The organism is Vibrio gazogenes, assembly GCF_023920225.1.
GTDB classification, from domain to species: Bacteria; Pseudomonadota; Gammaproteobacteria; order Enterobacterales; family Vibrionaceae; genus Vibrio; species Vibrio gazogenes.
Window position 1 is genome coordinate 76463 of sequence record NZ_CP092587.1, and the last position, 24424, is coordinate 100886.

The 24424-nt window shown below is 47.2% G+C and carries 15 protein-coding genes and 5 tRNA genes; 13 read left to right on the plus strand and 7 right to left on the minus strand.

Going from position 1 to position 24424, the window contains the following annotated elements:
• Positions 1-93: 93 nt before the first annotated feature.
• From MKS89_RS00335 to MKS89_RS00385, 11 genes are all read left to right on the plus strand, one after another.
• Positions 94-170: transfer RNA gene (locus MKS89_RS00335), tRNA-Arg, on the plus strand.
• A 32-nt stretch (positions 171-202) separates the two neighbouring features.
• A tRNA-His gene (locus MKS89_RS00340) sits at positions 203-278 on the plus strand.
• A gap of 119 nt (positions 279-397) precedes the next feature.
• Positions 398-474: transfer RNA gene (locus MKS89_RS00345), tRNA-Pro, on the plus strand.
• Positions 475-484: 10 nt separating this feature from the next.
• Positions 485-560, plus strand: a tRNA-His gene (locus tag MKS89_RS00350).
• 8 nt (positions 561-568) lie between these two features.
• Positions 569-645 (plus strand) — tRNA-Pro (locus MKS89_RS00355).
• Positions 646-1801: 1156 nt separating this feature from the next.
• On the plus strand, positions 1802-3520 hold the full coding sequence (locus MKS89_RS00360) for a dipeptide ABC transporter ATP-binding protein (RefSeq protein WP_072962916.1): 1719 nt from the start codon (positions 1802-1804) through the stop codon (positions 3518-3520).
• 65 nt (positions 3521-3585) lie between these two features.
• Positions 3586-5142: an ABC transporter substrate-binding protein gene (locus MKS89_RS00365; protein WP_072962918.1), complete on the plus strand. Its 1557-nt coding sequence runs from the start codon at positions 3586-3588 to the stop codon at positions 5140-5142.
• Between the two features lie 202 nt (positions 5143-5344).
• The gene (locus MKS89_RS00370) at positions 5345-6322 is read left to right on the plus strand and encodes an ABC transporter permease (RefSeq protein ID WP_072962920.1); all 978 of its coding nucleotides are present in this window, start codon (positions 5345-5347) and stop codon (positions 6320-6322) included.
• 2 nt (positions 6323-6324) lie between these two features.
• Positions 6325-7263 carry an ABC transporter permease gene (locus MKS89_RS00375; RefSeq protein WP_072962923.1) on the plus strand — a complete coding sequence of 313 codons (939 nt, stop codon included), beginning with the start codon at positions 6325-6327 and terminating at the stop codon, positions 7261-7263.
• 162 nt (positions 7264-7425) lie between these two features.
• The gene (locus MKS89_RS00380; protein WP_235862448.1) at positions 7426-8367 is read left to right on the plus strand and encodes an SPOR domain-containing protein; all 942 of its coding nucleotides are present in this window, start codon (positions 7426-7428) and stop codon (positions 8365-8367) included.
• A 190-nt stretch (positions 8368-8557) separates the two neighbouring features.
• The gene (locus tag MKS89_RS00385) at positions 8558-9643 is read left to right on the plus strand and encodes an ABC transporter substrate-binding protein (protein ID WP_072962929.1); all 1086 of its coding nucleotides are present in this window, start codon (positions 8558-8560) and stop codon (positions 9641-9643) included.
• A gap of 107 nt (positions 9644-9750) precedes the next feature.
• Here MKS89_RS00385 and yjfF read toward each other — a convergent pair whose 3' ends face one another.
• From yjfF to MKS89_RS00415, 6 genes are all read right to left on the minus strand, one after another.
• Positions 9751-10749 (minus strand): galactofuranose ABC transporter, permease protein YjfF, encoded by a 999-nt coding sequence (gene yjfF, locus MKS89_RS00390; RefSeq protein ID WP_072962931.1) that lies wholly within the window; start codon positions 10747-10749, stop codon positions 9751-9753.
• Positions 10736-11761, minus strand: a complete 1026-nt coding sequence (ytfT, locus tag MKS89_RS00395) for a galactofuranose ABC transporter, ATP-binding protein YtfT (RefSeq protein ID WP_072962934.1) — start codon at positions 11759-11761, stop codon at positions 10736-10738. The genes yjfF and ytfT overlap by 14 nt, the downstream gene beginning before the upstream one ends.
• A gap of 8 nt (positions 11762-11769) precedes the next feature.
• Entirely contained in the window at positions 11770-13275 is a 1506-nt protein-coding gene (gene ytfR, locus MKS89_RS00400; RefSeq protein ID WP_072962936.1) for a galactofuranose ABC transporter, ATP-binding protein YtfR, read from the minus strand.
• Positions 13276-13369: 94 nt separating this feature from the next.
• Complete coding sequence (gene ytfQ / locus MKS89_RS00405; protein WP_072962938.1) at positions 13370-14329, minus strand: galactofuranose ABC transporter, galactofuranose-binding protein YtfQ; 960 nt, start codon at positions 14327-14329, stop codon at positions 13370-13372.
• 595 nt (positions 14330-14924) lie between these two features.
• Positions 14925-16277 carry a glutathione-disulfide reductase gene (gene gorA, locus MKS89_RS00410; RefSeq protein WP_072962940.1) on the minus strand — a complete coding sequence of 451 codons (1353 nt, stop codon included), beginning with the start codon at positions 16275-16277 and terminating at the stop codon, positions 14925-14927.
• 60 nt (positions 16278-16337) lie between these two features.
• Positions 16338-17177: a 23S rRNA (adenine(2030)-N(6))-methyltransferase RlmJ gene (locus MKS89_RS00415; RefSeq protein WP_072962943.1), complete on the minus strand. Its 840-nt coding sequence runs from the start codon at positions 17175-17177 to the stop codon at positions 16338-16340.
• A 209-nt stretch (positions 17178-17386) separates the two neighbouring features.
• Between MKS89_RS00415 and prlC the strand changes: the two genes are divergently transcribed.
• Positions 17387-19429: an oligopeptidase A gene (gene prlC, locus MKS89_RS00420; RefSeq protein ID WP_072962945.1), complete on the plus strand. Its 2043-nt coding sequence runs from the start codon at positions 17387-17389 to the stop codon at positions 19427-19429.
• Between the two features lie 154 nt (positions 19430-19583).
• Here the strand turns inward: prlC and MKS89_RS20875 are convergent, their stop codons facing one another.
• Positions 19584-21938 carry a phosphatase PAP2 family protein gene (locus MKS89_RS20875; protein ID WP_072962948.1) on the minus strand — a complete coding sequence of 785 codons (2355 nt, stop codon included), beginning with the start codon at positions 21936-21938 and terminating at the stop codon, positions 19584-19586.
• A 300-nt stretch (positions 21939-22238) separates the two neighbouring features.
• On the opposite strand from MKS89_RS20875, the gene uvrD reads away from it, so the two are divergent.
• The gene (uvrD, locus tag MKS89_RS00435; protein ID WP_072962952.1) at positions 22239-24413 is read left to right on the plus strand and encodes a DNA helicase II; all 2175 of its coding nucleotides are present in this window, start codon (positions 22239-22241) and stop codon (positions 24411-24413) included.
• The last annotated feature ends 11 nt before the right edge of the window (positions 24414-24424 follow it).

Here is a 24424-nt window from a genome sequence, read left to right on the forward strand (position 1 = left end):
CGAAAAAGGCGTCAAACGAGAAAAAAAGTTGAAAAAAAGCTAGACGACAATGAGTGATATCCGTATCATTCCCCTCCGCCGATAGGGCATGATGCGCCCGTAGCTCAGCTGGATAGAGCGTTGGCCTCCGGAGCCAAAGGTCGAAGGTTCGAATCCTTTCGGGCGCGCCATTTGCGGAGGAATGATCGGCAACAGACGTATGGTGGCTATAGCTCAGTTGGTAGAGCCCCGGATTGTGATTCCGGTTGTCGCGAGTTCGAGTCTCGTTAGCCACCCCATTTTCCTGAGAACATTTCCCCATTTGGGCTGTTTTTCAGAGAGACAAACGGACTGTTTGCCTTGAGCATGTATCCTATGCTGTCGGCAGTGATAGATAATATCAAAGAATAAAATATATCGGTGAATAGCGCAGTTTGGTAGCGCATCTGGTTTGGGACCAGAGGGTCGGGGGTTCGAATCCCTCTTCACCGACCACTTTTCAGTGGTGGCTATAGCTCAGTTGGTAGAGCCCCGGATTGTGATTCCGGTTGTCGCGAGTTCGAGTCTCGTTAGCCACCCCATTTATTCTCGGTGAATAGCGCAGTTTGGTAGCGCATCTGGTTTGGGACCAGAGGGTCGGGGGTTCGAATCCCTCTTCACCGACCACCTTCAAAGCCTCGGTTTTATACCGGGGCTTTCTTGTATCGGTTGTTATCTAATGTCTGCTTCAGAGCGCGAACGTCAACATAGCGCTGTTTGGTTGCGCATCCATTCTTTTAAAAATAAGCGGACCAGAGGATGGTTTTCGGGGGTTCGAATCCCTCTTCACCGACCACTTTCAAAGCCTCGGTTTTATACCGGGGCTTTCTTGTATCGGTTGTTATCTAATGTCTGCTTCAGAGCGCGAACGTCAACATAGCGCTGTTTGGTTGCGCATCCATTCTTTTAAAAATAAGCGGACCAGAGGATGGTTTTCTGGGGTTCGAATCCCTCTTCACCGACCACCTTCAAAGCCTCGGTTTTATACCGGGGCTTTTTTTGTATCGGTTGTCATCTAATGGCTGCTTCAGTGCACGAACGTCGACATAGCGCCGTTTGGTTGCGCATCCATTCTTTTAAAAATGAGCGGACCAGAGGATGGTTTTCTGGGGTTCGAATCCCTCTTCACCGATCACTTTCAGAGCCTCGGTTTTATACCGGGGCTTTTTTGTATCGGTTGTCACCGCATTGTCTGATTTCACACTATACCCATGGAAATAGTATGTTTTTTGTTTATTAGTTTTTTGAATAGATTCAGTTTCATAGTATTGTGGACATACGCTGTGGGGAGTTTAGTATAATTGACTAGGTTGTCAGATTATCGAATGTAAACATTTAGTTAATGTAATGATGGTATTAATAGCCAACAGGAGTGGTTATTTTGGTCTAATATATTGTATGTATGGTTTATGTTCGATATTTCTTATTTATATTTGATGTTTTATTAGCATTTTTTCATGTAATGTTTTTCGTGGTTCTAGAGTTTGATTTAGCGTTTTATTCTGATATTTCTATATAATTTATATTTAAAACTGATGGCGATTACATTCATACATGATGTTTTCGATTTATTTACATAAGAATAATGCACAAAAAAAGCATTTTTATTCGATTTTTATCGCAGGTTTTCCGGTTATACTGAATTTATATACTATGTTTATTGCTTTTTTTTGAAATTTTTGCACAATGATAAGCTTTGTGAGTGATCAGCAGAATATGCTGATATGAAAGGATTCAACTCTTTAGGCTCGGTATTTACTGCGAGTCAGAGGTCAAATTTGTCATGTCTCTTTTAGAAGTTAAAAATCTTCAAATCGAATATCCGTCACGCCACGGGGTACATGCCGCAGTGAAATCTCTTTCTTTTCAGATTGAGCGCGGAGAAATAGTCGGTGTCGTCGGTGAATCCGGGGCGGGAAAATCAACCGTCGGTAATGCCGTGATTGATCTGCTCAGCCCTCCGGGTATTATTGCCGGTGGTGAGGTTTATTTAAATGGTGAAAAGATTTCGGGCCTATCACCGGAGCAGATGAGACGTGTGCGGGGATCGAAAATTGGATTTATTTTTCAGGATCCGATGACATCATTGAATCCGCTCTTTACGGTTGAACAGCAACTGAAAGAAACGATTCATGCCAACATGAAAGTGACGGATGAAGAAGCCTATCAGCGTGCTCTTGCACTCATGCAGCAAGTTGGTATTCCCCAACCTGAGAACCGCTTGAAACAATACCCACATCAGTTTTCCGGGGGCATGCGTCAGCGAGTCGTTATTGCCATTGCATTGGCAGGTGAACCGGATCTGATTATTGCTGATGAGCCAACCACCGCTCTGGATGTCTCGATTCAGGATCAAATATTAAGCCTGATTCGTGAATTATGTGTACAGAATCAAGTCGGCTGTATGCTCGTCACCCATGATATGGGAGTCGTGTCGAATGTAACCGATCAGGTTGCGGTGATGTATCGTGGTGATCTCGTTGAATTCGGACCGACTGCACAAGTTTTGGGAACACCGCAGCACCCTTATACCAAAAGCCTTATTTCGGCCGTCCCCCGTTCGGATATCAAGCTTGATCGTTTTCCTCTGGTCAGTTACATCGAAGAAGCGAGTGAGATGGAACCGCTGGATATTAAGAATCACTGGCTTGGGCAACGTCAGGATCAGCGTGACTATTCCGGTGCATTATTGAAGGTCGAAGATGTTAACCTGCGTTTTGTGACCAAAGATTCGTTGTTTGAAAGTCGGCGTGAGTATGTGCAAGCTTCAAACCATGTGAGTTTTGATGTGATGGAAGGCGAAACCTTCGGCTTGGTCGGGGAATCCGGTTCAGGTAAATCAACCATTGCACGCATTATTGCCGGTTTGTATGTACCAAACTCTGGGAAGATAACCTTTGAAGGTATCGATCTCACCGCTCTCACTTCAGAAAAAGCGCGTCGTCCGCTACGTCGTCAGATGCAGATGGTTTTTCAAAATCCGTATACTTCAATGAATCCTCGCATGAAGGTCTTTGATATCATCGCTGAGCCGATACGGTTTCATCATTTGACCAAAAACGAATCTGAAACGCGACAGATTGTCTATGATTTGCTGGATCATGTTGGACTGGGACGAATGGCGGGTATTAAGTATCCGCATGAGTTTTCCGGCGGACAACGTCAACGTATTTCAATTGCGCGTGCTTTGGCGACGCGGCCCCGATTATTGATTTGTGATGAACCCACATCTGCGCTGGATGTTTCGGTTCAGGCGCAAATCCTGAATTTGTTGAAAGACTTACAAGCGGAATTGAATTTAACCATGCTCTTTATCAGTCATGATTTACCGGTGATTCGCCAAATGTGCGATCGGGTTGGCGTGATGAAGATGGGGACATTACTGGAAGTTGCACCGACAGAAAAGTTGTTTTCTGCACCGCAACATGAATATAGCCGTCAGTTAATCTCTTTGATGCCTGAGTTTACAGGGCTGAAAGAAGATATTGCGGCAATGCGTTGACCTCAACCCCAAAAGATAGAAGCAAACACACGAAGGGATGAACTTCCCGCATAAGGAGTTATGCAATGAAAATGATAAAAACCAAACTGGCTGTGGCATTGATGGCTGTTGGACTGAGTTTCTCAGCCGCTGCTGCGGATATTACGATTGCTTATGCAGCTGATCCGGTGTCTATGGACCCTCAAGAACAGTTATCTGAAGCGACCTTACAACTTTCTCACATGGTGTTCGACCCCCTTGTTCGCTATACCCAGTCTAAAGAATTTGAACCTCGTTTGGCGAAAAGTTGGGAACGCATCAATGACACCACCATGCGCTTTCATTTGCGTCATGGTGTGAAATTCCACACCGGTAACCCTTTTTCCGCAGATGATATTATCTGGACGTTCAATCGTCTGAAATCTTCAGGGGATTATAAAGGGATCTTTGCTTCAATCGATAAAGCGGTCAAAGTTGATGATTATACTGTTGATCTGGTGACCAAAGGCCCTTACCCACTCATTTTACAAAATGCGACTTATATCTTCGCGATGGATAGCAAGTTCTATTCAGGCAAAACCAAAGATGGTAAAGATAAGTCAGAAATCATCAAGCACGGTAATTCTTTCGCATCAACCCATGAATCCGGTACTGGCCCATTTGTTGTTACCTATCGTGAGCAAGGCGTAAAAGTCGAGTTTGAACGGTTCAAAGACTACTGGGATAAAGATTCAAAAGGCAATGTTGATCACCTCACATGGGTACCAATCAAAGAAGATGCAACGCGTGTTGCTGCCCTGCTATCCGGCGACGTTGATATGATTGCACCAGTTGCACCGAATGATCTGGATCGGATTGATGAAGCAAAAGACATTGATTTGGTCACCATTCCCGGTGAACGGATTATCACCTTCCAGATGAATGAGAAAAGTCAGCCAGCCTTTAAAGACAAGCGTGTGCGTGAAGCAGTGACTTATGCCGTCAACAATACCGGTATTGTGAAAAAAATCATGAAGGGTTTTGCGACTACCGCAGCACAACAGAGTCCGATGGGATATGCGGGTTATAACCCGGACCTGAAACCACGTTACGACCTGAAAAAAGCCAAAGCGCTGATGAAAGAAGCCGGATATGAAAAAGGCTTTACCATCTCGATGATTGCGCCGAATAACCGTTATGTGAATGATGCAAAAATTGCACAAGCGGTTGCTTCAATGTTGTCTAAAATCGGTATCAAAGTCGACCTGAAAACCATGCCAAAAGCACAATACTGGCCAGAGTTTGATAAATGTGCCGCAGATATGCTGATGATTGGTTGGGCTTCAGATACACAGGATTCAGGCAACTTTTCTGAATACCTGACAATGACACGTAACTCTGATACGGGTAAAGGCCAGTATAACTGCGGTTATTATTCGAATCCGGAAGTTGATCGCTTGGTCGAGGCATCCAACGTTGAAACTGATTCAGCCAAACGTTCAACGATGCTGAAAGAAGTTGAAGCGAAGTTGTATCAGGATGCTGCATTTGTACCGCTACATTGGCAAAACCTTGCCTGGGGCGCTAAATCCAATGTGGATATCAAACCTGTTGTGAACTCGATGAATTATCCTTACTTGGGTGATCTGATCGTTAAAGAGTAACGGTACCTGCTTAGCCAGCTTGATATCTTGTTGATCGATAGATTGTGTTGATCGATAGATGGTGATTGAGTGCTGGCGTGTATTTGTTTTCCTGTTATTACGGTGCTTATTTCATTCAGTCGGATAAGCACCTTTTTCAGACTGAACTCTCGTTAAAGTCATTTGGCTTGTAGCGAGGTCACAGATAGCCAAGGGGCAATATATGTTCTCTTTCCTGATCAAGCGTCTGATTCAGGCGTTTGTCGTTATGTTTGTCATTAGCTTAGTCGCTTTTGCCATTCAGGATAATTTAGGTGATCCATTGCGTGAGCTGGTGGGTCAGTCCGTGTCAGAAGCACAGCGACAAGTTCTTCGTGATGAAATGGGGCTCAATGACCCATTTATGGTGAAGTATGTTCGGTTTATAAAAGCTGCATCTCACGGTGATCTTGGGACTTCGTATTTCTTTAAGCGTCCAGCGCTGGATGTCATTCTGGAAAAACTGGTCGCAACACTGGAGCTGGTATTCGGTGCCGCTGCAATTATTATTAGCCTGTCGATTCCTCTTGGTGTTTATTCAGCGATCCATCCGAAAAGCTTTTTTTCCAAGCTGATTATGGCGGGCAGTAGTATCGGTATCTCGATTCCTGTTTTTCTGACCGCAATCATGTTGATGTATATTTTCTCGATTGAACTGGGGTGGTTGCCTTCTTATGGTCGGGGTGACACTGCCAATGTTTTGGGATGGGAATCCGGATTCTTTACACTCGATGGTTTAGCGCACTTGATTCTACCGTGTATCTCACTGGCATCGATAATGTTGCCGTTGTTCATTCGTCTGGTTCGCTCGGAAATGCTGGAAGTTCTGAGTTCGGAATACATTAAGTTTGCCAAAGCAAAAGGATTGGCATTACGTAAAATTTACTATCGTCATGCCCTGAAAAATACCATGTTACCGGTATTGACGGTTGGTGGGGTACAGCTCGGCACGATGGTCGCTTATACCATCCTGACCGAGACGGTTTTTCAATGGCCGGGTACCGGTTTCCTGTTTCTGGAAGCTATCAATCGGGTCGATACACCATTGATTACCGCTTATGTTATTTTTGTCGGGCTCATTTTCGTGGTGACGAATACCATTGTCGATCTGCTCTATGGATTGATTAACCCAACCGTAAACCTCACCGGAAAAGGAGCATGATGATGAAAGAGGCCGTATCTGCCCCGTCTCTCTGGGAGCGTTTTAAAAAATCGGATTTTCTCTATTATTTTTCTCATGACAAAGTCGCGATGTTCAGCTTTGCTGTCTTTCTCACCTTTGTTGTGGTTTCTTTATTGTCACCAGTGATTGCTCCGACCAATCCTTATGATCTGACGTCGCTGGATATTATGGATTCGGAAATCCCACCGACATGGATGCCCGGCGGGGATAGTCGTTTCTTGCTTGGTACCGATGATCAGGGCCGGGATATCCTCTCGACGATGTTATATGGTTCGAGACTCTCTTTGACCATCGGTTTTTTGGCGGTGGCGCTGCAACTGTTTCTCGGTATTATCATCGGCCTTTCATCCGGTTATTTCGGTGGCCGGATTGATAGCTTTTTGATGCGTTTTGCCGATGTGCAGTTATCTTTTTCAACCATGATGGTTGCAATTATTGTTTCGGCAATTTTTAAGGCAAGTTTTGGGAGTGAGTTCTATAGTGAATATGCGGTGATCATGCTGGTTGTTATCATCGGTATTGCCGAATGGCCACAATACGCAAGAACGATTCGTGCCTCCGTACTTGCCGAGAAGAAAAAAGAGTATGTTGAAGCAGCCCGTGTGATGGGATTTAAATCACTGCGAATCATGTTCCGTCACATCCTGCCCAATTGCTTATCCCCGATTTTGGTGATTTCAACGGTTCAGGTTGCCAATGCAATCATGTCTGAAGCGGCACTTTCTTTCCTCGGTCTTGGATTGCCGGTTGACCAACCATCGCTTGGCTCGCTGATTAGTATCGGTTTTAATTATATTTTCTCCGGTTCATGGTGGATTACAGCATTCCCCGGCGTTGTATTGGTCTTGTTGGTTCTGGTGATTAACCTGCTTGGAGACTGGCTCAGGGATGTTTTTAATCCTAAAATTTATAAAGGATGATGAAGTCGATTGATTTATCGATGAAAGTTTTCCTAAACTGAGCCGTATAATGAAAAGATACGGCTCTTTTTTTGCATGTTTCTTCGTATCGTATTGGAGCAAGGTTGTGATCGATTGATTATTTGACAACTTAAAGTGATGAAAGGATTTGTTGTGAATGTGATGATAAAGGTCACCAGAAATATCCTGATGGGGTCTGCCTTATTTTCTTGTATTTTTGGGGCTCATTGGGTAAACGCACAAGAAGAATTTCTTTGTGATGCGACACAGGCATCTACACAAGAGCTTCCCACATTAGACAAAAATTGTCCGGTTGGTGAAGGCTTATGGGGCAAAAGCCGACCTCGGAGTCAGAACTCAATGTTCTGGATTCAGTGTGGTATTTTCAGTCAGCCGATGCCGTTGGCTGATGCGAAGATACTTTATCGACAAATTTCTACGGATGTCTGGATGAAACCCGGTGCCAATCAATATCGTTGTTTGATCGGCCCGTATAATGATATTCGCAAAGCAAGACAGGAACTCAAAAAAGTTCGTCGGTTGAAAGCATATCACGAAGCATTTATCCGGGAGGTTCGTAAATCGCAACAAGGGGCGGCGAGAACCACCACATCATCGAAAGCAGCTGTGGCTCAACGGCGCGTGAGCCAACCTCGTGCCGCACGACAGCCATCTACACCGCCCCAGCCACCTCAAGCGGCCAAAACGCCAACGGCACCAACGTCAAATCAGGCCGTGACATCCCCGGCTTCTCGTATTCCAAAAGTAGGGAAAGACATTGTTATCCGCAGGCAAACTGCCATTGCCGGGGTAAAATATGTGATTCCTTTTCTGGGGGTGAAAGCATCCCAGTTTTATATGGAATATGAAATCCCTTGGAACCGGTTGAGCTATGAACAAGCCTATGCGACCTGTCAAAAAATTGGCATGAAAATGGCGACGGAGAGTCAGTGGAAACAGCTGTTGGCATCTCAGGTGATGAACCGGGAGCAATGGCCTCTTTACCTGCCTTATTGGGGAGGCGATAAGAAAGGGATGTTCACCAACGGCAAAGTCAGTCAGTTGAAAGGCTCATCGTTACTGAATGTGCTTTGTGTTCAATAAAATTATCATTCCCGGCTACCCAGAGTATCTTTTAAGCACCAATTGTTCAGTACGATGATTTTGTCTTTAAGGATGATGAACGTCAGAGAAGATGATATTTCTTATCAAATGATAATGAATATTATTTATTTTTTTTACTAATCGGGTAAAATCCAGTTTTTGCTATCCGTGTTTGTAAAGGAATTCATTCATGCTTAAAAGGTTTATGACGCTTTTTTTGATTCTATTTGTACCTCAGGTTGTTGCTCAGGTGACGACGGTAACTGACGTATTAGGTCGTCAGGTCACGCTTGACCTACCAGCCAAACGCGTCGTACTTGGTTTTTATGGTGAAGACTATATGGCCATCGGTACGGAAAAGTCATTTGATCATGTGGTAGGGATGTCAAAAGGGATTTGGGAGCAGTGGCGTCCGGCGAACTGGGCGATGTATGTTGCACATCGACCATCACTGGCAACCTTACCTGATGTCGGTAAAGTGGATACCCAGACATTCTCTGTCGAAAAAGTGATTAGCTTACACCCGGATTTGTTGGTATTGGCGGAGTGGCAATACAAAGGACTGGGCAGTGATGTGGGTCGTATGGAACAAGCTGGGATCCCGGTGATTGTGATTGATTACAACGCACAGACGCTCAAGCGGCATATTGAAAGCACGTTAATTATTGGCCAGATCACCGGTCAGGAAGCGCGAGCACAGAAAATTGCAACTGAATACAAAGACATGATTCAGTTGGTGAAAGATCGCCTGGCGAAGGCCAACCGACCCAAACCAACCATCTATGCTGAGTTTGGTTTTCCGGGAACGAAAGAATATGGTTACACTTTCGGCAAAAATATGTGGGGTGCGATGGCCGAAGTTGCCGGGGGCGAAAACATCTCCAAGCCGTTTGTTGAATGGTGGGGGCATTTGAATCCTGAGCAAGTTTTAGCCGCTCAGCCAGATGTTGTACTGCTCACCGGTTATGAATTTGGTGGCGCTGATGATGCCATGATTATTGGTCAGAATGTTGATCGTGCGACAGCATTGGCTCGTTTGAAAGGGTACAAGCACCGTTTAGGTTGGGAGAGCCTGCCAGCGGTCAAGAATAACCGTATGATTGGTATCTATCACGGCGCTTCGCGCAGTATTATGGATGCACCGATGACGCAGTATATTGCCAAAGCATTGTATCCGGATCTGTTTGCTGATCTGGATCCTGAAGCGGAATACCTCAACTTCTATAAGAAGTATCTGCCAGTGACACCAACAGGCACTTTTGCCGTTTCTCTGTAAGTCTTCTCCCATGAATAAAGCCGCTGGTTCACAGCGGCTTTTTGTCGAATAGACCAAGGATCGAATCGGCTTCGTTCATTAGAACAGACTCAGCTTATCGAAACAGATCAAGTCCCTTCGGCAGTCGCTGCCTTCATGGTGTTCACGACTTTATTCCGTTCTGAAATGACAATCAGTAATCGCTGCAATCCAATGAAAGCGAATAGCAAAATACCGATGATAATTTTAGTCCACCATGAGCTCAGTGTGCCATCGAAGGTAATATACGTCTGAATCAGCCCTTGAATCAGCACCCCGAATAGAGAACCGAACACGGTTCCGACACCACCGGAAAGTAATGTTCCTCCGATCACAACCGCAGCAATGGCATCCAGTTCGACCCCGACGGCAGCCAGCGGGTAACCGGCAGAGGTGTAAATCGCAAATACAATCCCGGCGGTTGTCGCCAATAAGGTCGACAGCATGTAAATACCGATGGTGGTTTGTTTGACGGCAACCCCCATCAATCCAGCGGAAACCGCATTTCCCCCAATGGCATACACATTATTGCCAAAGCGAGTACGATGGGCGACGAAGATACCGATAATCACCACCACCAGCATAATCACTGCCAACAAACTCAGGCGTCCGCCACCGGCAATTTTCCACATACTGCGGGAAAGCTCCCGGAAAAATGGGTGAGTAATCGGCAGCGACTGTTCTGAAATCAGGAAGCTGGTTCCCCGCAAGAAGAACATCCCGGCCAGCGTAATGATGAACGGCGGGATTTTTAAGGTGTGAATTAACCATCCCATCCCGGCACCGAATGCACTGCCCATGATGAGAACAATCACGATGGCCAATTGTGGGGCGACTTGCCAGTCACCAATCATTTTCGCCAGAAAAACACCGGTAAACGCAATCACGGCACCAACGGACAAATCAATCCCACCGGAGAGTATGACAAAGGTCATACCGACCGCGACGATGCCTAAAAAGGCGTTGTCCGTCAGAATATTACAAATCACCCGGGTTGATGCAAAAGCCGGAAACTCAACCAAGCAGATCAGGTAGCCAATGATAAATACCAGAATCGTAATAACGAGTGGCAAATTACGCTTTATCATGTCGGCGTCCTCCTTTGAGCAGTTGCACCACGGCCGGAGATTGCATAACCAGAACCAGCAAGACCACAATCGCTTTGACGATCTGATTCCATTGGGGCTGATAGCCGGAAAGCAGAATCCCGGTGTTCACACCTTGAATGATTAGTGCGCCAACAAGCGCAATAAAGAGATTGAAACGCCCTCCGGCAAGGGAGGTGCCTCCGATGACCACCGCGAGAATCGCATCCATTTCCAGCCATAATCCGGCATTGTTGGCATCTGCGCCACGGATATCGGCCGCGACGATCATGCCGGCAACAGCCGCAGTAATCCCACTGATTACGTAAGTCGAAATCACCACCGTTGGTGCATTGATACCGGCATTTTTAGCGGCCCGGATATTAATCCCGACGGATTCAATAAACAGACCTAGTGCCGTTTTCTGAGTCAGCAGCCAAATTGCCACCGCAACCACAATCGTGATTACAACCGGTGCCGGCAGATATAGGAAGGAACCACTCCCGATCCACGCTAACGTTTCATTATTGAATGTCACGATTTGTCCTTCGGTAATGAGCTGGGCAATGCCTCGCCCGGCAACCATCAGGATCAGCGTGGCAACGATCGGTTGTATTTTGAAAATCGCGACCAGAAAGCCGTTCCACAAACCACATAAAGCACCGGCCAGTAATGAGACCAGAATAATTACCGCGATCGGATAGCCCTGAGTGGCCAGACTGGCAAATGTTGCACCACTGATCGCCATCACGGCACCGACGGACAAATCGATCCCGCCGGTGGCAATCACCAACGTCATGCCAATGGTTAATAGTGCCACTGGTGAGCAGCGGTTGAGGATATCAATCACACTACCGAACAGTCGGCCATCTTGTATATTGATAGAAAAGAAGTTGTCTGCCGCGAGGCTATTAATCAATAGCACACAGATGAGTGCAGCGATCTGCGGCGTGCCTTTGGGTAATCTTTGTTGCCAGCCCGAGCTGAAATGAGCCCGTAAACTTGATGTATCCATGATGCGCCTCACATAGCAATCGCTTGCATGATATTGGGAACAGACAGATTTTCCGCTGGAATTTCTGCCACCTGTTTTCGATCTCTGAGCACAATCACCCGATCCGCGTAACCGACCAGCTCTTCCAACTCCGAAGAGATGACCAGCAAGCCCAATCCGTTAGCACATAAGGACTCAATCAAACGAATGATTTCCGCGTGCGCACCCACATCAATCCCTCGGGTTGGTTCATCGAGAATCAGAAACTTCGGCTTGGTTAATAACCACCGAGCCAGCAGCACTTTTTGCTGATTACCTCCCGATAAGAATTCGATCGGTTGTTCCATGCTCGGGGTTTTGATCGATAACTGACTGATGAAACGTTTTGACGCTTCTTCTTGTTCCGTGCGGGACAAGGGGCGGAACCAGCCGCGTTGAGCCTGAAGTGCCAGAATGATATTTTCACGCACCGATGCAGATGCAATGATACCGTCTGTTTTTCGGTCTTCGGGGCAAAAACCGAATCCCAAAGAGGAAGCTTGTCTGGCCGAACGAATTTTGATCGGCTTACTTTTGATATAACTCTCACCGCTATCATTGGGCTCAATCCCGAAAATGACTTGTGCGGTTTCGGTTCTGCCTGAGCCAAGTAGTCCGGCTAAACCGACAATTTCACCGGGATAGATTTCCAGATCAAACGGCTCAATGGTGCCTTTTTTACCGAACTGAACAAATTTCGCGATAGGACTGTCACTGAGGCGGGTTTTACCGACCCTTTCCAAGGCGTTGTCTTCGAGTTCACGGCCGAGCATCATTTTAATCAACTCAATACGGGGGAGTTTGGCGGTTTCCTCGGAGCCGACCAACTCGCCATTTCTTAATATCGTAATACGATCACTGACCGCATAAACCTGATCTAAAAAGTGTGTAATAAAGACGAGGCTAATCCCTTGGTCGCGCAAATCTCGCATGATGCCGTACAGCATTTCCACTTCATTACTGTCCAGACTGGCGGTCGGCTCGTCGAGGATCAGAATTTTTGCAGAAAGTGACACGGCTCTCGCGATAGCGATAACTTGCTGAATTGCGACAGAAAAATGATTGAGCGGCTGAGTGACATCGATATTGAGGTTGTACTGTTTGACAATCTCTCGTGCCTTTGTCTGCATTGTTTTGCGATCAACCAACCCAAATTTCTTCGGTTCGTGACCAATGAACAGGTTATCCATAATGGACATATTCGGTAGCAGATTGACCTCTTGATACACGGTACCGATTCCCAGCGCTTGCGCGTCAGCGGTACTTTGCGGATTGATGGGCTTTCCATCTAACAAAATGTCACCGCTGTCACGCTGATAAACTCCAGTCAGCGACTTAATTAATGTGGACTTTCCTGCACCGTTTTCGCCAAGCAATGCCATGATTTCACCCTTTCTCAGAATAAAATCAACGTTATTCAGGGCTCGTACTCCGGGAAAATATTTGCAAATTCCTTTGGCATGTAAAACGATGTCATTATTATTTTCCAATGACATAATCACTCCAGTTCTGGCTGACGTTCATCCCGCCTCACCTGATGGTTTAGCGGGATAATTTGGATCAATGACCATTCGGTCGCATTACCGTTGGTTAATAACCCATGTCTTTTTTCAGCTCCAGTTGTGCTGGTGCATCGGCAGGTTCAAAGAATTTAGATTCAGTTTGAATATGTTTAGGAGGGATGGTTCCATCTTTTTTATAGGCGATGAGTGCGTCAAATGCAGGTCCTGCCATATTGGGTGTCAGTTCAACAGAAGCGTTTGATTCACCGGCCATCATGGCTTTGAAGATATCAGGAACACCATCGATAGACACAATCAAAATATCACTGCCCGGTTTCAGCCCAGCTTCTTTGATCGCTTGAATCGCACCGATTGCCATATCATCGTTATGTGCATAAACCGCACAGATATTCTTACCGTTGGCTTCTGCTTTGATAAAGCTTTCCATGACTTCTTTGCCTTTACTGCGCGTGAAGTCCCCTGACTGAGTCCGGATAATTTTCACGTTAGGCACTTTGCTAATTGCGTCGGCAAACCCTTTTTTACGATCTAGAGCCACACTGGCACCCACGGTCCCTTGTAGTTCGACTACATTACATTTCTTGCCATCCATTTTATGAATCAGCCAGTTCCCGGCAACTTCTCCCTCATGAACACTGTCAGCAGCGACGGATGTCATATACAGAGAGTCATCATCGACAGTAATGCCACGGTCTAACAAAAATACGGGGATATCATAGTCACGTGCTTCTTCCAGCACGGGTTCCCAGCCGGTCTGAACGACTGGTGCAATAAAGATCGCATCCACACCTTGAGCAATAAAAGAGCGGACGGCTTTGATTTGGTTTTCTTGCTTCTGCTGGGCGTCGGAAATCTTAAGATTAATTCCGCGTTTTTTCGCTTCAGTTTTTGCCACACTGGTTTCAGCTGCACGCCAACCAGATTCAGAACCAATTTGTGAAAAGCCAACAGTGAGTGTTTTTGCCAATAAACTTCCTGATAGCAGGATGCTACCGATCGCTGTCGCGATTGCTATTTGTTTTAACATAGGATTCCCTTTTTCGTTTCACGTTACTTTTGTTGTTGTAATCAAAATAGTTATGGGACCCGTCAAGGTGCCACAATTATAGTAATGACCAATAATTGAACGGTGCGAGAGCTCAATCACAAATAGATTTCGGTAGCATAATTGTCCATGTATACAGCATGTAATGGGCTATATTACGTGAATAGAACACGCCAAATCAGGAAGTTACAGGGGAATTGACTAAATACTCGTGTTAACTTTGTTGCATATAATATCCGCAATGATCGGGATGTGGGTATTGATGAGATCAGCGTTGAAGCGGTTACAGGACGGGCATGAGAGGCACATTCAATCCCAGTTGTTGTCAACTCGGATATACACCACAGCATTCTATATATTTTATTCTTCTATCGGGTTTCAGTTGTTCAAACTATCTCATATTTATGTGAAGTCGTCAGGGGATGACGCTAAACTCAGAGCACCATCAGAAAAGAGGGTAGAGGCATTTCAACGCGTCTTATCGTTATCAATGAAAGATGGATAAAAAAACCACTGACTGCTCGTGTCGAACAGTCAGTGGTTGATTGATTTTTCAGATCGAGATTCTGAATCCGATTTACATCGTAACGAACTCTTCCGAGCCGGTCGGGTGAATTGCCACAACAGCATCGAAGTCTGCTTTGGTTGCACCCATCTTCATTGCGACCGCGAAGCCCTGAATCATTTCATCGACAGTGAAGCCAATGCCATGCAGGCCGACCACTTTCTCGTCCGGGCCAACGCAGACAAGCTTCATTCGGCATGGCTGACGGTGTTGGGTTACTGCCGTGTACATTGCTGTAAAACTGGATTGGTAGACTTTGACATTGTCTTCACCAAACTTAGCAATGGCTTCCGGTTCGGTCAGACCGATGGTGCCGATTGGCGGGTGACTAAAGACCACGGTCGGGACCAGATTGTAGTCCATTTTTGCATCGGGTTTATGGTTGAACAGGCGTTCAGATAACTGACGTCCGGCTTTGACCGCAACCGGTGTGAGCTCGATGCCACCTGCCATAATATCACCGACACAATAAATACCGGTGACATTGGTTTGCTGGTATTCATCGACTTTGATATAGCCTTTTTCATCGGTCGCAACGCCGGTGGCTGCCAAATTGATCGCATCCGTTGCCGGATGACGACCAATTGCCCAGATGACTTGGTCGACATTCTGCTGGGCGCCGTTTTCCAGATGGAGGGTCAAACTGCCATCCGCTTCTTTGATGATCGATTTCGGAACGGAATGCGTATGCAGCGTCGGCCCTTCTGCGGCCATCACTTCCATCAGCGTTTCAATCACCATCGGATCAAAGCTACGCAGTGGGGACTCTTTACGGCAGAACAAGTGGGTTTCTGTGCCTAACGCATTGAGTACACCGGCAATCTCAACGGCAATGTAGCCGGCCCCGATGACTGCGACACGTTTGGGTTGTGCCTGCAAATCAAAAAATCCATTAGAGTCAATACCGTACTCAGCGCCCGGAATCGCAGGGATTGTCGGACGACCACCAACGGCGATCAGGATATGATCAGCCGTGTAATGTTCACCGTTGACTTCAACGGTTTTGGCATCGATAAATTTGGCAAACCCGCGAATCACTTCGACTTTGTTATTTCCCAAAACGCGATCATAAGATTGATGGATCCGGCCGATGTAAGCCTGACGGCTTTCAACTAATTTTGACCAGTCAAAACCATTTAACTGGGCATCGAAACCATAGTCTTTGGCATACAGATGAATGGCTTCCGCAATCTGAGCGCCATGCCACATAACTTTTTTCGGCACACAGCCGACGTTGACACAAGTACCGCCTAAATCTTTGGCTTCGATCAGCGCGACTTTCGCGCCATATCTTGCTGCACGGTTGGCTGATGCGATACCGCCACTGCCACCACCGATACAGATATAATCAAAATGTGTTGCCATTACTTTCTCCGTTATTCTAAGTCTGTCTATGTCTGGGTTCGTTTGCCGGGAGACTCGTTTCTATTCAGGAACAACCCACCGGAGGGTTGTATGTCCGCTTTCCGGTGCGATAACCGATTGCAGATACGGTAAAATCTCTTGCATCTGACTTTCCAGTGTCCAAGGGGGATTGATGACAATCATACCGGATGCGGTCATCCCTCTCTCGTTGCTGTCGGGGGCTACACCCAGCTCAATCTGCAGGATTTTACGAATTCCCAGTGATTCGAATTCCGCCAGCATATCATCTATATTGTCCCGGTAAACCACCGGATACCAAATCGCATAAATGCCGGTAGCCCAACGTTTATAGCTCTGGGCGATTGCTTTAACGACATCCTGATATTCATGCGCCAGTTCATAAGGCGGATCGATCAGTACCAGTCCGCGCCGTTCTTTGGGCGGTAAGCTGGCTTTGAGGCAGCGAAAACCGTCGTCCTGATAGATTTTGACTTGCGAATCGCGCGCAAATTCTTGTTGGAGCAGCGGATAATCACTCGGATGAAGTTCTGTCAGCACCATACGATCCTGCGCTCTCAAATGCGCTTTGGCGACTCGGGGGGAGCCGGGATAGTAGCGCAGCGCATCTGATGAATTGAGTGTTTGAATGGCGGCCAGATAGCTTTCCAAAGCTTGAGGTTTCTGTGATTGTTGCCAGATTCGGCTAATGCCCTGTTTGTATTCGCCGGTTTTTTCTGACCATTCGTGGGTGAGATCGTACCGTCCGGCACCCGAATGGGTATCGTGGTAGACGAAAGGCTTATCTTTCTTTTGCAGCGCAGTCAGAATCAGGCTCTGTACCGTATGCTTAAGGACATCGGCATGATTGCCTGCATGAAAACTGTGGCGGTAACTTAACAAAGTGTGCTCCCCGAACCGAATGATGTGGATAAATACAGAATAGCTGCGATTATACGTGAAGATAGATTCGTTGTGATGATCTGTTGCTATTGAAAATCGTAGAATCTACCTATATTTACTATTTGTAATGTCTATTGGCTTTCAGATGCCGTTTCAGCGAGAATCATCTGTCTGTGTGCCCGATGCTTTCAAAATAAAAGGAATCGTTTATGTCGAACCCACTGCTCACCTTTACGGACCTGCCGCCGTTTTCTCAGATTCAACCTGAGCATATTAAACCGGCGATCGAACAGGCAATTGCCAACTGTCGGAGCAAAATTGAAGCCGTGCTCGAAGGCAATACTCAGCCGAGCTGGGATAACCTGATTGCCCCGATTGAAGAGGTCGATGATCATTTAAGCCGGATCTGGTCACCGATCAGTCACATGAATTCTGTGGTGAACAGTGAAGCATTGCGGGAAGCGTACGAAAGTTGTCTGCCACTTTTGTCTGAATACGGGACTTGGGTCGGACAGCATAAAGGGCTATTTGAAGCGTATCAGAAAATTCGTGGGAGCGAAGCTTATCAATCTCTGTCTCAAGCCCAGCAAAAAACGATTCGGGATGCCTTAAGAGATTTTGAACTGTCTGGTATTGGCCTGCCGCTGGCCGAACAGAAACGCTATGGCGAAATCAGTAAACGCATGTCTGAATTAGGCTCAAAGTTCTCTAACAATGTGCTCGATGCCACCATGGGCTGGACCAAGCATATCACCGATGAGAGCGAATTGTCCGGCTTGCCGGAGAGTGCTTTGGCTGCGGCCAAAGCGACTGCTGAAGCGAAAGGGAAGGAGGGGTATCTGCTCACGCTGGAGATGCCGTCTTACTTACCTGTCATGACCTATTGTGATAATCAGGCACTGCGTCAGGAAATGTATGAAGCCTACGTGACCCGGGCATCTGATCGTGGGCCAAATGCCGGTCAGTGGGACAACAGCGACATTATCGCGGAGCAACTCAAACTCCGACATGAAATCGCCAAAATACTCGGTTTTAATTGTTTCAGTGAAAAGTCATTGGCGACCAAAATGGCTGAGTCTCCGGAACAGGTTCTGACTTTCCTCAATGATTTGGCGAAACGCGCCAAGCCACAGGGTGAAAAAGAGGTACAAGCACTGCGTGACTTTGCGCAAGAGAACTTCGGTGTTGATGAACTGGCATTGTGGGATATTGCTTATTTCAGTGAAAAACAGAAACAGCATTTGTTCCAGATTTCTGATGAAGAACTGCGCCCTTATTTCCCAGAGTCCAAAGTCATCAGCGGATTATTTGAAGTGATCCACCGTGTCTTTGGTATGACTGTACAGGCGCGTGAAGGCGTTGATACCTGGCATGAATCGGTCCGTTTTTTCGATATCTTCGACCAGAATCAGCAGTTGCGCGGTAGCTTCTATCTGGATCTGTATGCCCGTGAACACAAACGTGGCGGTGCATGGATGGATGATTGCCGGGGACGTCGGGTGACATTATCCGGTGAGTTACAGTCACCGGTGGCTTACCTGACCTGTAACTTTAATAAACCGGTCGGTGGCAAACCTGCGCTGTTTACCCACGATGAGGTTGTGACGCTGTTCCACGAATTTGGTCACGGTATCCATCATATGCTGACGCAGGTTGATGTCGGTGCGGTTGCTGGGATCAACGGTGTGCCGTGGGATGCTGTTGAATTACCGAGCCAGTTTTTGGAGAACTGGTGCTGGGAAGAAGAAGCGTTGGCGTTCATTTCCGGTCACTATGAAACCGGTGAACCGTTGCCCAAAGCGATGTTAGAGAAAATGCTGGCAGCGAAAAACTTTCAGTCGGCAATGTTTATTTTGCGTCAGCTTGAATTCGGACTGTTCGATTTCACCCTGCACACCAACTATGACCCGGAAATCGGTCCGCGGGTTCTGGAGACGTTAGCGGAAGTGAAAGCAAAAGTTGCGGTGTTGCCAAGTCTGGAGTGGAACCGCTTCTCTCACAGCTTCAGTCATATCTTTGCCGGAGGCTACAGTGCGGGTTATTACAGCTATCTGTGGGCAGAATTACTCTCGTCCGATGCGTTCTCTCGTTTTGAAGAAGAAGGGATTTTCAATCCGGAAACCGGACAGCGTTTCCTGAAAAACATTCTGGAAATGGGTGGGAGTGAAGAGCCCATGGAACTGTTCAAACGTTTCCGTGGCCGTGAACCACAAATTGATGCACTGCTGCGTCATTGTGGCATTGCTGCTTAACGATTCTTCTTGATATGCAAATAAAAAAGCCCTGTGAGCAATCACAGGGCTTTATACTTATTGGTTAACTTCTTATTGGTTAACGACATCATTGGCTAACTACATCGGGCAACGATAAAAACACCGTGATATCACCTATCACGGTGTGTCGTTATTAAGCTTGCGGAGAAACGGTGACGGTTGCTCCGGTCGTTGAGTAGTCAATGCTCACCTGATAAGCCTTCCCATTGGTATCCGTCGCCGTCACTTTCTGGAAGGTCCCTTCCAGATGGTTGGATGACAGCACGGTGTAGGTTGTTGCTGTTGTCAGTGTCGGGACGTTAAGCGTGAGCTGGTTTGCCGTTCCGATCAGGTAAATACCATTGGATGCATTCAGACGCGCGTTTTTGGTCAGATCTAGCTCTAACTTTCCGTCGGCCTGAACGAAGTCAGAGACAGTTAGCATGCCTTGAGTACGATCTGAGGTACCGGCTTTGATTGCCACCCCAACGGTGCCACCCTGTTGATATAAGGTATTCGAACCAAATGCTGTGGCAGATGTTCCGACCAAAAATCCGGCATTAACCAGTGTTCCGCCCCGATAAGTATTTTGCCCTTCCAAGTATAAAGAGCCTGTGCCGCTTTTGGTCAGACGGCCCTCACCTGAAATATCGTTCCACCAGTGATCTTCTGCGTTAAATCCACCTTTTGCCGCATCCATAAACACAGTCGTATTGATATTGAAAGCACCGTAACCGTCAGCCGCATCAACCAGATTCAGGCGTCCCCATCCGCGTGATTTATTAATCACCGGATAATTTGAATCGATTTCAGTGGTTGCCAGCACGACACGACGCTGATTGCTATCTAGATAAGGGAAGCGGGTTTCCAGTAACGCTTCGGCACCTTTCGGCACTTCAGGCGCAAGTTTCGGTTCATTGAGTGGGCTGAAACCATAGGTCATATAAGCTTTGTAGCGGGCTTTCATGGCTGCATGGTCGGCATAACGATCCGTTTTGCTACATGGCTTTTCTACATCGGTTGTACAGTGTGCGTAGTCATAAATACTATCATAACCAGCCGTAGTTGCTTTGGTCATAAAGTAGCTGTTGGCCTGACTGTAAGCGTTGCTGGCCGTGGTTGCATTATTGGGATCGGTCAGTGTAGCCGCTGTTATCGCCGTTGCCATAATCCGGCCGCCAATCACATCTAACGGGGAGTGCATACCGGCTACAATCCGGTTTTGCCCGAGATCTCCGGCACGAGCCACCATTTCAGCAAAACGCTCCGGAATGGCGTAAGCGTAGCCTAGACCTCGGTCAAATGCTTCTGCCGTATGACCACTCGGGAACGCACCGTCTTTTGCCCGGCTGGAAAACGTCTCGGTTGCCAGCGGAGAAGCATTGAAATCATAGCCCTCACTGTAGCCGCCTCCGCTTTTTTCACGGTAAGTGGTCCGGGCGGCACAAATCAGGCCGGACATGGGGGTAACAATTGGATTCGCCGGACGTTCGTAGTATTTGTCCGTGTCTGTTGTCCCGTCCGGATTGAGACAGGTGACACGATCTAACTTGCTTAAGTCAGTGATGGTGCTGTAAACCGATTTAGATGGATCATTAAATTCAGCTACATCGTAGTTATCTTTGCTAATGCGCCACGGACGAGGGGATGCAAAATGATATTTTGGCGCTTGGCTGGATGCTCCGTGAGAAGCTATCGCATTGAGTAAATCGACCACATTGCTTAGTGCCGTTGGGCTGCCACCGTCTGTCGTGGTGCCGTATCCGGTTTGGATATGAGTGGCGAGTTTTTTGTTGAGGCCTTTATTATAAGTTGCTGTGGTGACATCAACGGTCGTCACGTTGTTGCTATTGTCTGTCAGCGTTACATCGTTATTGCTGTCCGTCCCGTAGGATGAGTGAGAGTTGGCTCCGGTGCGGTAATCTTCGGTGAGCGGTCCCAAACCATCGTTGAGACTAAAACCTTTATCCCGCTGGTCATCCAGATAGGCGAAGACCAGAGCAGCTTTGTTATTGCGGTCAACATCTGGCTTTGATTGGCCGGGGCGAGTCAGCGTTGTGACGTAATCAAAGTTTTCTTTCCAGATCGCCATGTCGCGGATGACATCATTGGAGAAGTTAAACGGAATCGCCAGTGTCGTACTGGTTGAGCCCCCTCCCGCCACACCGCTGTTGCCATTGACGGCATTCAGCGTATTGGAACCATTACTGGCCCAGGTATCGTCACCGGCATACCAGATATCATCAAAGCCACTCAAAATCTGAATAATCGGGTTTGAATCCGGATCAAGGGCCACTGTATTTTTGGTGTCGTTGGTGGTTGGGATATCACCATCAACAACCGCAATATTGGTACCGCTTAATACCGGTTCGCTGATGATCAAACTCCCCGATTTTCCTGTCGGAATCCCTGGGTTGGTATACGTTTTATCGGAGTGATTACATGCGGTCAAAGCCAGTGTGATAGCTGACAATGCCAGATATCGGGTATGAGATTTATCATTGAACATGAGAGGTATCCTTACTCTTAATTTAAGCGGCGTGATCCCCACAACCTGGAAATTGTGTCAGGAAAAGAGGGGGGCCGCGTTATATCGGGAACAAATAACACGCTGAGAACTTTCATTTTGAATTCAGCAAATTAGCATTGATATATGAATCAATTGTGACGTTTGTATGATGTATTGATGGCCGTGTCGGTGTGGTAAGAAACGGGTGTGATAGTACAAAGATCACAAAGACAGGCGAGCATTTGATGTCCATTTATGGTTATAATCGACACCCATGTATAAATAGCCAGTGATGTCACCATGATGGATCCCTCTCTCTTAATCGACGGTTTAAACGATAAACAGCGGGAAGCTGTTGCAGCCCCTTTGCAGAATTTATTGGTACTAGCCGGTGCTGGGAGTGGTAAAACCCGGGTATTGGTCCATCGCATTGCCTGGCTGATGACCGTTGAAGAAGCCTCACCGTTTTCGATCATGTCAGTGACATTCACCAATAAGGCGGCTGCCGAGATGCGTGGCCGGATTGAAGCACTGATGATGGGGAGTGCCTCGGGGATGTGGAACGGTACTTTTCACGGTATCTGCCATCGCATCTTGCGCGCCCACTATCTGGACGCCAAATTACCGGAAGATTTTCAGATTATTGATTCTGAAGATCAGCTGCGTTTAATACGCCGGCTAATCAAAGCGCAGAACTTGGATGAAAAACAGTGGCCGGCCCGTCAGGTTTGCTGGTGGATTAACGGTAAGAAAGATGAGGGGGTTCGGCCGCAGCATATCGATACCTATCATGATCCGGTGACCACGACTTATCTTCGCTTATACCAGACTTATCAGGAGGCCTGTGACCGTGCCGGTTTGGTCGATTTCGCCGAAATTCTGCTCAGAACGCAGGAGTTGCTGCGGGAGAATCAGTTTATCCGCGAGCATTATCAGGCCCGTTTTAAACATATTCTGGTGGATGAGTTTCAGGATACCAACAATATTCAGTACGCTTGGCTCCGGCTGATGGCTGGCCCCGATTGTCATGTCATGATTGTCGGTGATGATGACCAGTCGATTTATGGCTGGCGAGGCGCCAAGGTTGAAAATATCGAGAAATTTGCGCAAGAGTTTTCGGCAGTCAACACGATCCGGCTCGAACAGAACTATCGTTCTACCCAAACGATTCTGGAAGCCGCGAATACACTGATTGCCAATAACACCGAACGGATGGGAAAAAACCTATGGACGGAAGGACAGAAGGGCGAATCTATTTCGGTGTACTCAGCTTATAACGAGCTGGATGAAGCGCGTTTTGTGGTCAACAAGATTAAGATGTGGCAGGACGAAGGCGGCGCATTGCAGGATAGCGCCTTGCTTTACCGGAACAATGCTCAGTCGCGGGTGCTGGAAGAAGCGTTGATTCAAGCTGGGCTGCCTTATCGGATCTACGGCGGGATGCGATTCTTCGAACGACAAGAAATTAAAGATGCGCTGTGCTATTTACGTCTGATTTCAAACCGCAATGATGATGCTGCATTTGAGCGCGTAGTGAATACTCCGACGCGCGGGTTGGGCGATAAAACGCTGGAAACCGTACGTTTCGCAGCCCGTGAGCGCGGTTGTACGATGTGGCAGGCGAGTGTTCAGTTATTAGAAGAAAAAGTGCTGGTGGGTCGTGCCGGTGGTGCAATGAGCCGCTTCGTCGAATTAATCAATGCACTGGAAGATGATACGTTTGAGATGCAGTTGCACCGTCAGACTGACCATGTGATTAAAGCCTCTGGTTTGTATGCGATGTATGAGCAAGAAAAAGGTGAGAAGTCAAAAGCCCGCTTGGAAAACTTGGAAGAGCTGGTCACCGCGACGCGTCAATTTGAAAAGCCGGAAGAAGCTGAAGAGATGAGCATGTTGACGGCATTTCTGACGCATGCTGCACTGGAATCCGGAGAAGGACAGGCCGATGAATTTGATGATGCCGTGCAACTGATGACGTTGCACAGTGCTAAAGGCTTGGAGTTTCCGTTGGTATTCATGGTTGGTGTCGAAGAGGGGATGTTCCCGAGCCTAATGTCGGTGGAAGAAGCCGGTCGGCTGGAAGAAGAGCGGCGTCTCTGCTACGTCGGGATGACCCGGGCGATGAAGAAACTCTATATGACTTATGCGGAAATGCGGCGTTTATACGGGCAGGATAAATATCACAAACCATCACGTTTTATTCGCGAATTGCCGGAAGGGTGCCTCGATGAAGTGCGGATGAAAGCTCAGGTCAGCCGCCCGACCAGTACCGGCCGATTCAGCCAGAAAGTGGTCAAAGAGAGCTTCAATGAAACCGGATTTAGTCTGGGTAGTCGGGTAAAACACCCGAAATTCGGTGAAGGTACCATTATTAATTTTGAAGGGGCAGGGGCACAAAGTCGGGTACAGGTCGCGTTTAACGGGGAAGGCATCAAATGGCTGGTAACCGCCTATGCCAAGCTGGAATCCTTATAATTTAACTGCCG